13 protein-coding genes are annotated in these 13,643 nt (G+C 38.1%); 5 read left to right on the top strand and 8 right to left on the bottom strand.

Features of this window, described 5'->3' with window-relative positions; all coding sequences use genetic code 11:
- The first annotated feature begins 13 nt into the window (after positions 1-13).
- Together ACFOSX_RS06850 and ACFOSX_RS06845 are read left to right on the top strand one after the other, a co-directional pair.
- Positions 14-1,102: an amidohydrolase family protein gene (locus ACFOSX_RS06850; protein WP_386098337.1), complete on the top strand. Its 1,089-nt coding sequence runs from the start codon at positions 14-16 to the stop codon at positions 1,100-1,102.
- On the top strand, positions 1,102-1,743 hold the full coding sequence (locus ACFOSX_RS06845) for an O-methyltransferase (RefSeq protein ID WP_386098335.1): 642 nt from the start codon (positions 1,102-1,104) through the stop codon (positions 1,741-1,743). Before ACFOSX_RS06850 ends, ACFOSX_RS06845 begins: the two co-directional genes overlap by 1 nt.
- Here the strand turns inward: ACFOSX_RS06845 and ACFOSX_RS06840 are convergent.
- The 6 genes from ACFOSX_RS06840 to ACFOSX_RS06815 all read right to left on the bottom strand — a co-directional run bounded on the left by ACFOSX_RS06840 (position 1,720) and on the right by ACFOSX_RS06815 (position 9,121).
- A complete protein-coding gene (locus ACFOSX_RS06840; RefSeq protein ID WP_386098333.1) occupies positions 1,720-3,996 on the bottom strand; it encodes a tetratricopeptide repeat-containing hybrid sensor histidine kinase/response regulator in 2,277 nt (758 codons plus the stop codon). The genes ACFOSX_RS06845 and ACFOSX_RS06840 overlap by 24 nt on opposite strands.
- A gap of 303 nt (positions 3,997-4,299) precedes the next feature.
- A complete protein-coding gene (locus ACFOSX_RS06835; RefSeq protein WP_386098331.1) occupies positions 4,300-4,590 on the bottom strand; it encodes a Sec-independent protein translocase subunit TatA/TatB in 291 nt (96 codons plus the stop codon).
- A 79-nt stretch (positions 4,591-4,669) separates the two neighbouring features.
- The gene (locus ACFOSX_RS06830; protein ID WP_386098329.1) at positions 4,670-6,961 is read right to left on the bottom strand and encodes a M1 family metallopeptidase; all 2,292 of its coding nucleotides are present in this window, start codon (positions 6,959-6,961) and stop codon (positions 4,670-4,672) included.
- Positions 6,962-7,025: 64 nt separating this feature from the next.
- A complete protein-coding gene (locus ACFOSX_RS06825) occupies positions 7,026-7,532 on the bottom strand; it encodes a DUF6702 family protein (RefSeq protein ID WP_386098327.1) in 507 nt (168 codons plus the stop codon).
- A 40-nt stretch (positions 7,533-7,572) separates the two neighbouring features.
- Entirely contained in the window at positions 7,573-8,355 is a 783-nt protein-coding gene (locus tag ACFOSX_RS06820; protein WP_386098325.1) for a carboxypeptidase-like regulatory domain-containing protein, read from the bottom strand.
- Complete coding sequence (locus ACFOSX_RS06815; protein ID WP_386098323.1) at positions 8,342-9,121, bottom strand: hypothetical protein; 780 nt, start codon at positions 9,119-9,121, stop codon at positions 8,342-8,344. Before ACFOSX_RS06815 ends, ACFOSX_RS06820 begins: the two co-directional genes overlap by 14 nt.
- A gap of 113 nt (positions 9,122-9,234) precedes the next feature.
- Between ACFOSX_RS06815 and pepE the strand changes: the two genes are divergently transcribed.
- Positions 9,235-9,942: a dipeptidase PepE gene (pepE, locus tag ACFOSX_RS06810; protein WP_386098321.1), complete on the top strand. Its 708-nt coding sequence runs from the start codon at positions 9,235-9,237 to the stop codon at positions 9,940-9,942.
- A gap of 190 nt (positions 9,943-10,132) precedes the next feature.
- Here pepE and ACFOSX_RS06805 read toward each other — a convergent pair whose 3' ends face one another.
- A complete protein-coding gene (locus ACFOSX_RS06805) occupies positions 10,133-10,558 on the bottom strand; it encodes a GNAT family N-acetyltransferase (RefSeq protein ID WP_386098319.1) in 426 nt (141 codons plus the stop codon).
- Positions 10,559-10,702: 144 nt separating this feature from the next.
- Here ACFOSX_RS06805 and ACFOSX_RS06800 point away from each other — a divergent pair, with 144 nt between their 5' ends.
- Complete coding sequence (locus ACFOSX_RS06800; protein WP_386098317.1) at positions 10,703-11,476, top strand: M48 family metalloprotease; 774 nt, start codon at positions 10,703-10,705, stop codon at positions 11,474-11,476.
- A gap of 38 nt (positions 11,477-11,514) precedes the next feature.
- Here the strand turns inward: ACFOSX_RS06800 and ACFOSX_RS06795 are convergent, their stop codons facing one another.
- Positions 11,515-11,907: an ankyrin repeat domain-containing protein gene (locus ACFOSX_RS06795; RefSeq protein WP_386098315.1), complete on the bottom strand. Its 393-nt coding sequence runs from the start codon at positions 11,905-11,907 to the stop codon at positions 11,515-11,517.
- Positions 11,908-12,125: 218 nt separating this feature from the next.
- On the opposite strand from ACFOSX_RS06795, the gene gpmI reads away from it, so the two are divergent.
- Positions 12,126-13,643, top strand: coding sequence for a 2,3-bisphosphoglycerate-independent phosphoglycerate mutase (gene gpmI / locus ACFOSX_RS06790; RefSeq protein WP_386098313.1), 1,518 nt, complete (start codon positions 12,126-12,128; stop codon positions 13,641-13,643).

The following is a 13,643-nucleotide window of genomic DNA, read 5'->3' as shown; positions in this document are numbered from 1 at the left end:
GCTCAGCATGACAATGGAAGATAAACGCAAATTACGAATCAATGGGCATTCTCACCTTCTACCCTATCCTGAGGATATTCCTCAATTCATGAAAGACAAGGGTATTTTTTGGGTAGACAAAGACCGAAAATACATGCTTCAGAAAGATTGGAATCGACCAATCACCGATTCTAGTTTTTTCTTGGATGAAAAGTTAGAGTGGATGGCGCGTAACAAGATTGACCATGCCGTGGTTTTAAACCTTTCCCAGCTTTATGGTAACGGTTTAAGGGTTGAAGAAATGAAACAGGCCTTGCGATTTCAGAATGATTTTAATGCGAAGGTACAACAGGACAATCCGAGTAAATTTACCTGCGGTTTTGTAGTACATCCTGGATTTGTAAGAGGTGCTTGCTGGGAAATTGAACGTTGTGTTGAGGAACTGGGCATGCAATTATTATGCCTACCGACGCACTACATGGATACCATTGGTACCTGGCGTTGCATTTTTGATGAAGAGAACGAACCCATTTTTGAACTCGCCAACAAATACAACCTTGCTGTTGAAATCCATCCGTATGATGGCGAAAAATTCATTAAACTTGAAAATACAAGCTGGCGTTTTCACCTTATTTGGATGCTAGCACAATGCGCTGATGCCTATCACTTTTTGACTTTGAACGGTTATCAAGAACGCTTCCCAAATATGCGAACCTGCTTTGCCCATGGTGGCCAATTGGCGCAAATTAATTTAGGCCGACGTATTCAAGGTTTTGATGGGCGTCCCGATTTGTTTGAAGGGAAAACACACCCTAGAAAAGCCGTAGGCCATAGGAACATTTTCTTTGACACCCTTGTACACGATACTGGTGGCTTGGAACTATTAATAAAAAATCAAGGCTCCAAACAAGTATTAATGGGCTTAGATGACCCTTATCCTCTAGGTGAAATGGAAAGCGAAAAGCAATCCTCCTATCCTGGGAAAATTTTGGATTTAGCCATTGAACGTAACATTATCACCGAGACTGAACGGGATGCAATTTGGGAAGACAACGTCATTCAATGGTTGTGTGGTGATAATCAAGATGAGAAAGACAAATTGGTAAAGAGAATTTTAGGATAATGTATTTCCTTCCTGAAGATTTAGATGATTATGTGGTATCGCATTCTGAGCAAGAGCCGGACTTGTTGAAGGCGCTCACAAGAGAAACCTATCAAAAAATCCTTCAACCGATAATGTTGAGTGGGCCATATCAAGGCCGAGTGTTGAGCATGATTTCAAAATTGAAACAACCAAAACGCATTCTAGAATTAGGCACTTTTACAGGCTACGCCACCTTGTGTTTAGCTGAAGGGCTTCAAACTGATGGCGAAATCCACACCATTGATGTGAATGAGGAATTGGAAACCATCCAGAATAAATATTTTGAAAAATCTGGTTTCAGAAGACAAATCATTCAGCATGTGGGGAACGCTTTAGATATTATTCCGACACTTGAAGATGAATTCGATTTAGTTTTTATTGATGCCGACAAGCCCAACTATTCAAACTATTTCCATGCAATAATTGACAAAGTAGCTACTGGAGGTATCATTCTTTCGGACAATGTGTTGTGGCATGGAAAAGTCATTCAGACGTTGAACCCAAAAGACGTATCCACAAAGGCTGTTTTAGATTATAATACACTTTTGAAAGAAGACCCAAGAGTAGAGACTATTGTACTTCCCATTAGAGATGGCTTAACCATTAGCCGAAAGCTTTAATCGTGACGTTTCTGAAGGTAGTGCCTTATAAAGGTGCTTTGTTATAGTTTGAAAAAATTCGTAATTATCATAGGGTTTAATGATAATATCGGTCATGCCAATCGTCATTAGCCTATCTTTAATTTCCTCCATAACGGAAGCTGTTAACGCTACGATAGGTATATCCTTATTAAACTCACGAATCTTTTGTGTCGCCTCATCACCACCCATTACCGGCATATTTAAATCCATTAACACGAGGTCGTAATGCTTTGTTTTAACAGCTTCTACAGCAAGCTGTCCGTTTTCCACCAAATCGCAGTCGTAGTTTTCTTTGACTAGAATATTTCTTGTTACAATTTGATTTATTTTGTTGTCTTCCGCAATCAGTATTCTGGAGTTGCTTTTGTCTGAAATAATTTGACTTATAGTTTGAATATTTAAAGCTTCCTGTTTTGCCTGATCAATTTCAAAACTAATATTAAAAGTGAATTTGGATCCTTTGCCAATCTCACTTTCTAAATTTATCTGGCTATCGAAAATCTCCAGCAGGTTTTTAGTAATGGAAAGCCCTAGTCCTGTACCTTGATACTCACTATTATAATTTCGGTTTAATTGAGAAAAGGTTTCAAAAATCTTCTTTTGTTCTTCGGGCGCTATACCTGGACCGTCGTCTTCAATACAAAATTGTATAGTTGTAGTTGTTTCGGAAGACCCAACTTGCGTCATGCGCAACCACACATTACCGCCATTGGTAAACTTTAAGCCATTACCTACCAAATTGATTAAGATTTGTGATAAACGTACACTATCGCCCAATATATACTTTGGTAATCTTCGATCTAAGGTTAAATGCAATTGATTGTTCTTTCCTTCTAATTGATAAGAAAAAGAGTTATAAATATTTTTAGCCAATCGCTTTGGACTGAAAGAGGTGTTTTGCAATTCCACTTTGTTGGATTCAATCTTGCTCATCTGAAGGACATCATTGATAAGATGCAAAAGATAATCACCTGAAAATTTCAGCGATTTTAAAAAACCTTGTTCCCGCCTGTCCAAATTATTACTTTCCAATAAGAGACTGGTCAATCCTACAACGCCATACAGCGGTGTTCTCAACTCGTGACTAATATTGGATATAAATAAAGATTTTTGCTTAGAAGATTCTTCTGCTAGATTCTTAGCAAGTTCTAATTCTTTATTTTTTAGGGATAATTGTTTTGCTATTCTACGGTATGACATCTGACTTAGAACTACCAAAATAAGGGTTATCGCCAAAATGCATGCAGCTACAACAACTACAAGTATGGCCTTCCCCTTCTTTTCGTTTACTTCAGCTTGTAAAAGGCGCTGCTGATTAGCGATATCTGCCTTACGCTTATAAGACTCTATATTAAATTGGGACTTTGCCAAGTTAACTTGCCTTAATTTTTCCTCATTAAACACAGTTGCTGCCAAGGACTCGGCAACCACTAACTTTTCGTAAGCCTCTTCTTTACGCTCTAAATTCTTTAAAGCGTTGGCATAATTTTTAGTTATATCCGCCTCTAACATTAATTCTTGATAACTAGGCTTACCAACCTGCTTAAGTTCACTAAGTGCTATCTCGAAATTATCTATTGCCGTAAAGTAATTCTGGTTATTAAAATGGTATCTCCCAAACTCAAAATTTACAAGTGCCCTATCATAAAAATCTAAATTGGTCTTGAGCAAATTTTTGGCTTTTAATACCAAAGCTAATGATGCAGTAGATTGTTCATTTTGGTTATGGTAACTGGCAAGAGCAACCAAAGCCTTAGCCATAATACTGTTTTTCTCTAGTGTTCCTTCTTCGTCATCTTTAGGAATACTTTGCGCAACCCGCATTGCTTCCTCCAAAGGTTTTATGATTTGAGAGGCTTTTTTATTCTGCTTTAGTGCTATCAATCCAATATATAGATTGGCTTTAGACAAGGTATGTGGATCCTCAACGGATTTGGCAGACTCCAGTGCGGTTTGATACATGCTATCCGCATTATGGTAATCTCCGATTTCAGCATATATATTACCTAGAGTTATATAAGAAATGGCCGTGCCATAATAATCTGAAATAGAATCTGAAAGATGAATAGCTCTAGTAATGGCCTCAAATGCAAGGTCGATATTATCCTCTAAGTATGCTTTTTTTGCACTTTGATTGAGGAGGTCTATTGTTTTGATAACACTTCTTTCATCCTGAGCATAGGTGAAATTAAGGATAAAATAGCAAGCTATTAAAAGTAGGTTCAATTTCATGTAGGGCAAATTGGGAGCGGCAACATAGCAAATATTTAAAGAAATACGACAAAAAGTACTATTTTTTCGATGAAATGCATTTTCAGAAATATTTCCCCACAAAAAAATACATATATCAAGAAAATCAACTATCTAATTACTAGATGTTTGTATTACAAACTAGCTCGTAATGTTTCAATATTCCCAAACCCGAATTATCCGCTTCTATTAGCTTAAATAGCTGAAGATTATTTATCGTAGACATTCACCTATTACCAATCCTCATGTAAACCTTAGTAAACTCAAAGCTTCTACAAAAGTGAATTACAGCTTTCGCCTAACGGAACCTGTGAAGTCTTCAAGATCATCCTTAACCTTGTTTAGCTCCTCATTGATGTTCTTGGTAACATCGGTATCCATTACGCCAGAGTCTTGGGCACTTTTGGTAACCTCGTGCTTAATGTCATTGGTTGCATCTTTTAATTGACGCATACCCTTACCTAAGCCACGGGCAATTTCAGGGATTTTATCCGCACCAAAAACCATAATGACTATAAACAGTATGAATATAATCTCTGGTCCTCCAATGAATAGTATGTTTAGTGCGTGTATCACGGTGCAAATATAGGCTGACTGTAGGGAATAAAAAAAGCCGACTCGTTAAAAAGTCGGCTTTATATCATATAGTGGATGACTAGTTTTTCATGCCACTTTTAAACTTATTGAAATCACTTTCTTGAGCCTCTCTCGGCCAAGAATTATTTGTAGTGTCAACATCAGCAGTTTCTAAATCTGGATCAACCGTTATCTTAACGATTTCTTTTTCGCTAGCTATAGCTTTGCTTGCTTGCTTATCATTAAGTCTCCAAATCTGTGCAGGATATGTCACCTTTTCGCTTGTACCGTCAGCATAACTATATTCTACAATCAAAGGCATCACCAAACCACCTGGCTTGTTGAACGTAACACTATAAAAATACTTAGGCGCTTTAATTTCTTTACGCTCGGCTTCAGAGAAGTTATCCATAACATACTCTTTCACCGTTGGTAAATCTTCAAGACCTTTACCTTTCATAGCGGCATCAAATTCATCAGAGTCTTCTTCAACAAAGTAGATTAATTCGTCAGTACTCATATTAAAACGCTCTGCTAATTTTGTACCTTCCGCACTTGGCTTAGAAGTGACAACAAATTTCTTAACATCTTCTATACCAATATCCGTGTAATCCGTTGTATAGAACCAACCCCTCCAGAACCAATCTAAATCAAATGCCGAAGCATCTTCCATAGTTCTAAAGAAATCTTCAGGTGTTGGGTGCTTAAACATCCAACGGTTAGCGTATTCTCTAAAAGAATAATCGAACAGGTCACGTCCCATAATAGTTTCTCTTAAGATATTAAGTCCCGTAGCTGGTTTACCATAGGCATTGTTTCCAAATTGATAAGTATTTAAACCTTTGGTCATAATTGGTGCAATGAAATCTTGATTACCTCCCATGTAGCGAACAATGTTTTTAGCTGGACCGCGTCTCGATGGGTATGCCGTTTGCCCTTCCGAAAGCGCAGTTGGGTACCACTCGCCAAAATCTTGCTCAGCCACATATTGAACAAAGGTGTTTAAACCTTCATCCATCCATGTCCATTGGCGTTCATCTGAATTGACGATCATTGGGAAGAAATTGTGTCCTACCTCATGAATAATAACACTAATCATCCCAAATTTAGTTCGGTCTGAATAATTTCCGTTTTTATCCGGACGACCAAAATTGTAACAAATCATTGGATATTCCATACCCATCGGTGCGTGAACCGAAATGGCTTTATGGTAAGGATAATCAAAAGTCATACGTGAGTATGATTTTAATGTACTTGCCACCGCTTTTGTAGACCACTGCTCCCATAACGGGTTTCCTTCTTTAGAATATAAAGACACAGCCATCACATCTTTATCACCCACTTTAACAGCCATCATATCCCATAAAAACTTTCGGGATGTAGCAAAACCAAAATCACGAACCATCTGTGCAGAAAGCTTCCAGGTTCTCTTTTCTTTTGATTTTGTCTTTTCTGTTTTTTCAGCCTCTTCTTGAGTAACAATCATTACTGGCTCGTCATAAGACTTTTTCGCCTGATTGAAACGCTTCATCATTTCCTTAGTGAATAACTCTTCACGATTGGTTAAAAATCCTGTACCATCCAAGATATGGTCTGCTGGCACGGTGATATTCACGTCAAAATTTCCAAATGGTAAGGCAAACTCATCACGTCCCCAGAACTGGGAATTCTGCCATCCTTCAACATCATTGTATACAGCCATACGTGGATAGAATTGCGCCATAACATAGATTCTATTATCATTCTCAGGGAAATATTCGTATCCTGAACGCCCACCATCTTTTACGTGATCATTGATATTGTACCACCATTTGATTTTAAAAGAAAATTTATCACCCGTATTCATCACCTTTGGCAACTCAACGCGCATCATCGTTCTATTAATCATGTGTGGCAAAGGCTTGCCGTTGACATTAGTGACAGATTCGATATTAAAACCCCCATCAAACCCTTCACTTAAATACGTTCTCGCCGCTCTGCTTGGCGTGGTTGCTGGACCAATACCTGAACTATTAATCAATGGGGTTTTGGAATCTCTAGCACGCATATTTTGGTCTAATTGTACCCAAAGATATTTTAGCGGATCTGGAGAATTATTGGTGTAGGTAATGGTTTCATTACCGTAAAGTCTTGCATTTTCATCATCAATTTCAATGTCCATTTTGTAATCGGCCTGCTGTTGGTAGTAAGCTGGCCCAGGAGCACCCGATCCGGTTCTGAACATATTAGGCGTTGCAAATTCATCATATAACTGCTTGAATTTGTTGTTGTTGGTGTGACCTTGAGGTTTTTCTTCAGTAGTTTCATCCTGAGCAAATGCGCCAGCAGAAACAAAAAGAATAGCCCATAAGGACTGCTTAATTAATTTCATAAATTATAATGATTTGTTAAAAATGATGCCTAAAATAGCGATTTTAAAGGGCTTTGAGAGATTTTTAATCAAAGTTTAACACACCTTGATTTTTTTCTGGAATCATTAAAAAGCTCTTCTTTTTGGAGTTGATTTCTGTGCGAACAATATTCTGTTGCTCATCAAACATATCGAATAGAACTTCGTTTGTGATTTTCATTGAGGATATGCCTTCAACCTTTAAAACTTCGAGATAACAATAGGTAATATCTTCCTTGTATTCGTGACCCAAATAGTTAATATCAGCTTCCTTTCCGTTGATAACCAATTTTAGTTTATCGGTAAGATAGCGTTGCATATACATATCTACATTTTTAGATTCGTCTTTTCCTGCTAATGTAATGGTCTCATCGTAGCGCTCTCGCAATAGGTTTTCAAAATCATCAATAAAAATCTGGCTGGTAATCTGTACAGCTTTCTCTTCCTTTGCATAGACGATTTTAGTAACACTGACGTAGTATTTATGAGCCACAGACATAGCCATAAATAATGGTAGGGCAATAAGGGTGAGAATAACTATTCTAGATTTCATAATACAGGTTTGAACGGGTAGTTTCAAAAAGTGTTCCAAGTTAATTCTTTTCTTCAGAATTTAGATTGGCTTTATATGCCTTTAACTTTCTAAGCAAGAATTCTACGGACTTTAAGTCATCATTCTGTTTGCAAAGCGCTTCAAAATCGGGGTCATCGGTGAGGCTGTTAAAATAGTTGTCTTGTAATGTTTCATCAAGAGTTTCATTATCGAATAATGATTTTGAAAATTCGGATTTATAACGTTGCATACATTTTTCCCTATACTCCAGAGCTACTTGCATTTTAAGGCGTTTGGTTCTGCCACTAATCGCATTTAAAAGTTTATTGATGTTCACCGAAGTCGGTGTCAACATAGTGCCATGATCCGCGTCATGCAACCGGGCTTCCACTTGGGTTTTTCGCTTACCGGTGTAACCTGGGATTCCAAGATCGTAAAAGTCGATATCTCGCTTAGCGTCCGAATTGGCAATATCACTTTCCAAATTTCCTGAAAGGACTTTACCCACCGTCACTTCATCCAACTCATTAATGTTTTCGGCTAATTGAATTTGAAGCAAACCGCCACTGAGAATATCTTGAGTGATTACTACCTCAACGGGTTTGTATTTTATGCCAGAAATTGAAAGTGTATCTTGAAGCCGGGCTTCGATTTCAAAAAATCCACGCTCATCGGTCACAGTGTATTTTGAAAACGTTTTGTTTAAAACATGAATACGGTCTACATCCTCAGATGCTATGACCTGTCCATTAATTTTTTGCTGTGCATTTAATGAAAGCACAAAACAACCGAAGAAAAAAAAGAGAAATTTAGTTTTTGCCACGCTCAATTAAAAATAGCTGACTTTGCTTTCGGATATAGTCGATAAGGAGCAATTCATTGTTTTTTTCAAGAAGTCTTTCATCGAGTTCTTTACCTTTCAAATAATCAAAAAAAGCATCAACCTGATTCAGTGGGATATTAAAATTCTCATTAATATACTTGGCGTTGTACCGCTTTGAGATTGGGGTTTGCAATTCGGATTCTAATTCAGGATTCGTCTTCTTTTTCTTGGTAAACAGACCAACTAGATTTATAATATTAAGACCGTATTTAAATTCCCTGTTGGTGAAGGGGTTATCAACTTTAGTATTTTCATCTGCTGTATACTCGTACAATTCGGTATTTTTCGCATCCGTATAGATGTCGTCCATATCCACGTTAAACGTTCGCACCGTTTCAAGGTCTGTAGCCAAGTTACCCGTTAAATCATACGGAAGTACAATGACCTCATCGAGCTTATTGACGTCCTCAACCAAATACACGGTCATTTGTTTGGATTTCATCACATTTTCATCAACCCTTACGGTGAAATCTTTAAATTGAAGTGCACCAAACTCCACAACATCATTCAAAGCAACATTAATTTTGAAGGTGCCATTCGCCTCAGTCGTTACCCCTTTATTGGAACTTGAGTTGTAAACGGTTATACCTTCGCGCTCATCAGAATCCACCACAATTTTACCAGAAATTTCCACACGAATGATTTCTTGAGCTCCTGAAAATAGTGAGACAGACAATAGTGAGAGAAAAAGGTAGATGGTTTTCATAGTAGCGTTTGTTGGTTTATGTAAATTTAAGACAGAAGCCTCTTAAGCTTTTACCAATGTGGTGGTAAATTTTTGTTAAACTGAACTTATCTCTAAATTTACGCAAAAAAGAAATGGCAAACATCATAGCCGCCAGCACCTCAACCGTTTTTGGAAGTGGTCATTTAGAGTATTTGCATGAAGAGCTCAAACCCTTCTTTAAAGAAGCTGATGAGATTATATTTATTCCTTTTGCCAGACCAAGTGGTATCTCTTACGACGATTACACGGAAAAAGTAAGTCAATCTTTTTCCAAAATAGGAAAACGCGTCAAAGGACTACACACTTTTGAAAACCCTAAGCAAGCACTTATGAATGCCGAAGGTATTTTTACGGGCGGTGGCAATACATTTGTGTTGCTAGACCAACTTTATAAACTCAATCTTATTAATGATTTAAAGCAAAGTATCTTAAATGGAACACCGTATTTAGGTACCAGCGCCGGTAGTAATATCTGCGGGCTCACCATTGGCACAAGCAATGATATGCCCATTGTTTACCCGCCAAGTTTTAAAGCTATGGGACTGTTTTCGTTCAATATCAACCCGCATTATCTTGACCCGATTTCAGGAAATACCCACATGGGCGAGACCCGTGAAACGCGTATTTCTGAGTTTCATAAATTTAATCCACAACCGGTTATTGGATTACGCGAAGGCAGTTGGATAGAGGTTGATGGCGAAGACATTAATCTTCGCGGGAATTTACAAGCAAGGCTATTTAAACAAGGCCAACGTGCTGTTGAAATTGAATCAAATTCTGACTTATCATCTATTAAATAGACTTAACCCGCTGTGCATTTTTAGAAAATTCGTCATTTCGAGTGGATTTTTGGATTGAAATGAGAAAAATTTGTATCGAGAAACAGAATTTTTCCTTTAAATAACTTCTCGATACAATTTTTCGTACCTCAAAATCACTCGAAGTGACGATGAATCGTATTTTAGTATTCAAAATGTACAACGGGTAGACTTATATTTTTTTGAAGAAATGGTAGCCCCAGGCTTCATAACCATCATTGTAGTAAAATTTGTGTGAGGGATAGTTGTGTACATAGGTGTTTAACTCCATGGACTTACAGCCTTTTTCTTCAACATAAGTCTTTATCCAAGACATGAATCGCTTACCCAATCCTTGACCCCGATAAGCATCGGAAATATAAACATGGTCTAATTCTACAGACTTGCCCGTGTAATGACGCGTACAGAACCACAGGCCAGAAACACCTATCAATTGCTCGCCATCATAAATCACAGCACATTCATAATTCTGATGCTTCATTTCGTTGAACCGCTCTTTTAAAAGAGTTTCAGACACACGGCCCTCATTCAATTTGAATACCAAAGGGATTATCTTGCCTAAATCTGAATTAGGGAGAATTTCGAATTTAATTTCCATGTAACAATTATTAATGATAAAAATAATCTCTCTATCCCTTAATTGCAAAATTCGTTAATTAATAAAGTAAACTTTAATATGGATTTGAGTTAACAAAATAAGTATAGCATTTGTACCTTTTGGCATCATCTAATTAAAAATAAAATGAGAAGAGGAAGTTTTAAAATCCGATTACTTATAGGTTTGGCCGTTGTTGTATTTGCTTTTTTGAGACGCTGTAGCCAGCAGGAAGAAAATCCATATACCGGCCGTACACAGGCAATATCCTTATCGCCCGAGCAAGAAATTGCCATCGGTCTGCAAAGTGCGCCACAAATGGCACAGCAACACGGTGGTTTACATCCAAACAATCAATATCAAGCTTTAGTGGATAATGTTGGTAATAAACTTATTGATAACAGTATTGCGCAACAAACACCGTACAAATATGAATTCCATCTATTGGCAGATCCTAAAACAATCAATGCTTTTGCCTTACCTGGCGGACAGATTTTCATAACCTATGCTTTGTTTTCAAAATTGGAAAATGAAGACCAATTGGCGGGGGTTCTCGGCCATGAAATTGGGCACGTTCTGGGGAAACATTCAAATGAGCGAATTACAAATTCAAACTTTTGGTCAACACTCGCTATGGGTGCTGCAGCCATAGATTTTGGGCAGGTAGCGCAACAAATCGGACAAGGTCAATTGCTTAAAAATGGTCGTGGCGACGAACTGGAGAGCGATGACTTGGGCGTCCGATTTATGATGAAAGCAGGCTATAATCCCGAAGAAATGATCGGCGTCATGCAAATTCTTAAAGATGCCGCTGGCCCCAACCGAGTTCCAGAGTTTCAGAGCACACATCCAGATCCTGAAAATAGGATTGAAAAAATTAGAGAGTCCATTGCGAAATACAGAAAAGCACCCCAAACCTAAGTCTAAGGTGCTTTTCCAAACTAACTCTAACTAATTTTTTAAGATGCTTTTTTAAATCGCTTTAAAAACAAGGCTGCATCTTTAGCATTTGTTTTTTCAGCATGTCTTAAAGCACTGTATCCTTTATCGCATAGGGTATGAACATCTGACCCCGCTGTGATCAATACTTTAATTACTTCTACTCTATTGTACTTTGCCGCGTAATGAATGGGTAGCATTCCGTTAGATTTTACATCTAGCTTATTCCCATTGGCAATAAGTTGTTTTACGGTGTCTATATCACCCGTGGCCGCAGCCTTGCACAAAGCGCTAACCTCAGATATTGGGCTAACCAATTCTGTAGATGAAGTTTCCGTTAAAATCTCGTTTGCATTTACACTAATTGTGAATAGCCCTAATGCCAAGGCTAAAATGATTGATGTTTTTTTCATGATGAAAGAATTTAATTAATTGATTATGTTATGATTGTTACTTAAAAGACGCCTACAATCTCATTGCGTTACAACACATACACCTTTATAACATTAGTTTAACTAAAAGTGTTTCAAACTGTTAAAGCCAGTTATTTCGAAACTTGTTCAATAAATCTAGCGGTTAGCAACCTATCTTTATTTGAAATCTTATCTTTGAGCTTCATCAGAATTAACATATGAACAAAAAAGTCATTTTAATGATTCTAGATGGTTGGGGCCTATCTCCCGACCCTAAAGTTTCTGCCGTAGACCAAGCCAACACGCCATTTATTGACAGTTTATATTCGAAATTCCCACATGCCACGCTAAGAACGGACGGCTTACATGTTGGACTGCCAGAAGGACAAATGGGCAATAGTGAAGTGGGTCATATGAATTTAGGTGCGGGACGAATCGTTTACCAAGATTTGGCAAAAATCAACCTTGCCGTACAAAACGATAAACTAAAGGACGAACTCGTATTAAAAGAGGCCTTCACCTATGCCAAAAACCATAATAAAAAAGTTCATCTTTTGGGCTTGGTTAGTGATGGCGGGGTGCATTCACACATCAATCATCTCTTCGGGCTGTTGGATGCCTGCAAGGAAAATGCCTTGAGCGATGTCTATATCCATGCCTTTACGGACGGTCGTGATGTCGACCCAAAATCGGGTTATGGATTTATTTCTGAACTCGAAGACTACCTAGAAACAACCACGGCAAAACTCGCTACGCTCACTGGTCGTTATTACGCTATGGACCGCGACAAACGTTGGGAGCGCGTAAAATTGGCTTACGATGCTCTGGTAAACGGTCAAGGTGAGGGAACGACCAATATCTTGAATTCGATTCAAAATCAATATGAAGAAAATGTCACCGATGAATTCTTAAAACCGATGATTCTTCTAAATTCTGAAGGTGAACCAACCGCTAAAATCGAAGAAGACGATGTGGTGATTTTTTTCAATTTTAGAACCGACCGAGGACGTCAATTGACGGATGCATTGTCGCAACGTGATTTTCATGAACAGAACATGCACAAGTTGAATTTGTATTATGTGACCATGACCAATTACGATGAGAATTTTGAAAACATCAAAGTAGTTTTCAATAAAGATAATATTACCGAAACGCTAGGTGAAGTCCTTTCAAAATCAGGAAAGACCCAAATACGAATTGCGGAAACCGAGAAATATCCTCACGTGACGTTTTTCTTTTCAGGAGGGCAAGAAGAACCCTTTGAAGGTGAAACGCGCATTTTGAAGAACTCTCCCAAAGTTGCGACCTACGATTTAAAGCCGGAAATGAGTGCTTACGAACTTACTGAAGCCCTATTACCTAAACTAGAAAACGGCGAGCCCGATTTTGTCTGCCTTAATTTTGCCAACGGCGACATGGTAGGCCATACTGGAGTGATGTCATCAGCCATTAAAGCCTGCGAAGTTGTTGATGACTGCGTAGGGAAAATCATTTCCACAGCGCTAGACCAGGGCTATACAACATTATTAATTGCAGACCATGGCAATTGCGAAACCATGATAAATCCTGATGGGTCTCCCCACACAGCGCATACCACTAATCCTGTCCCTGTGATTCTTATTGACAAAGATTTAGAAACAATCAAAAACGGAATTCTTGGAGATATTGCTCCAACTATTTTATCTTTGATGGGTGTGGAACAACCAAAAGCCATGACGCAACATAGTTTGGTGTAA

Source organism: Winogradskyella maritima (genome assembly GCF_042650215.1).
Taxonomy (GTDB): Bacteria; Bacteroidota; Bacteroidia; order Flavobacteriales; family Flavobacteriaceae; genus Winogradskyella; species Winogradskyella maritima.
This window is presented reverse-complemented; position numbering and strand designations above follow the sequence as displayed.

Bases quoted from the DNA above. Each gene is read 5' to 3' on its own strand.
- ACFOSX_RS06850 (WP_386098337.1), top strand. From the start codon at position 14: ATGGAAGATAAACGCAAATTACGAATCAATGGGCATTCTCACCTTCTA.
- ACFOSX_RS06845 (WP_386098335.1), top strand. From the start codon at position 1,102: ATGTATTTCCTTCCTGAAGATTTAGATGATTATGTGGTATCGCATTCT.
- ACFOSX_RS06840 (WP_386098333.1), bottom strand. From the start codon at position 3,996: ATGAAATTGAACCTACTTTTAATAGCTTGCTATTTTATCCTTAATTTC.
- ACFOSX_RS06830 (WP_386098329.1), bottom strand. From the start codon at position 6,961: ATGAAATTAATTAAGCAGTCCTTATGGGCTATTCTTTTTGTTTCTGCT.
- ACFOSX_RS06825 (WP_386098327.1), bottom strand. From the start codon at position 7,532: ATGAAATCTAGAATAGTTATTCTCACCCTTATTGCCCTACCATTATTT.
- ACFOSX_RS06815 (WP_386098323.1), bottom strand. From the start codon at position 9,121: ATGAAAACCATCTACCTTTTTCTCTCACTATTGTCTGTCTCACTATTT.
- pepE (WP_386098321.1), top strand. From the start codon at position 9,235: ATGGCAAACATCATAGCCGCCAGCACCTCAACCGTTTTTGGAAGTGGT.
- ACFOSX_RS06805 (WP_386098319.1), bottom strand. From the start codon at position 10,558: ATGGAAATTAAATTCGAAATTCTCCCTAATTCAGATTTAGGCAAGATA.
- ACFOSX_RS06800 (WP_386098317.1), top strand. From the start codon at position 10,703: ATGAGAAGAGGAAGTTTTAAAATCCGATTACTTATAGGTTTGGCCGTT.
- ACFOSX_RS06795 (WP_386098315.1), bottom strand. From the start codon at position 11,907: ATGAAAAAAACATCAATCATTTTAGCCTTGGCATTAGGGCTATTCACA.
- gpmI (WP_386098313.1), top strand. From the start codon at position 12,126: ATGAACAAAAAAGTCATTTTAATGATTCTAGATGGTTGGGGCCTATCT.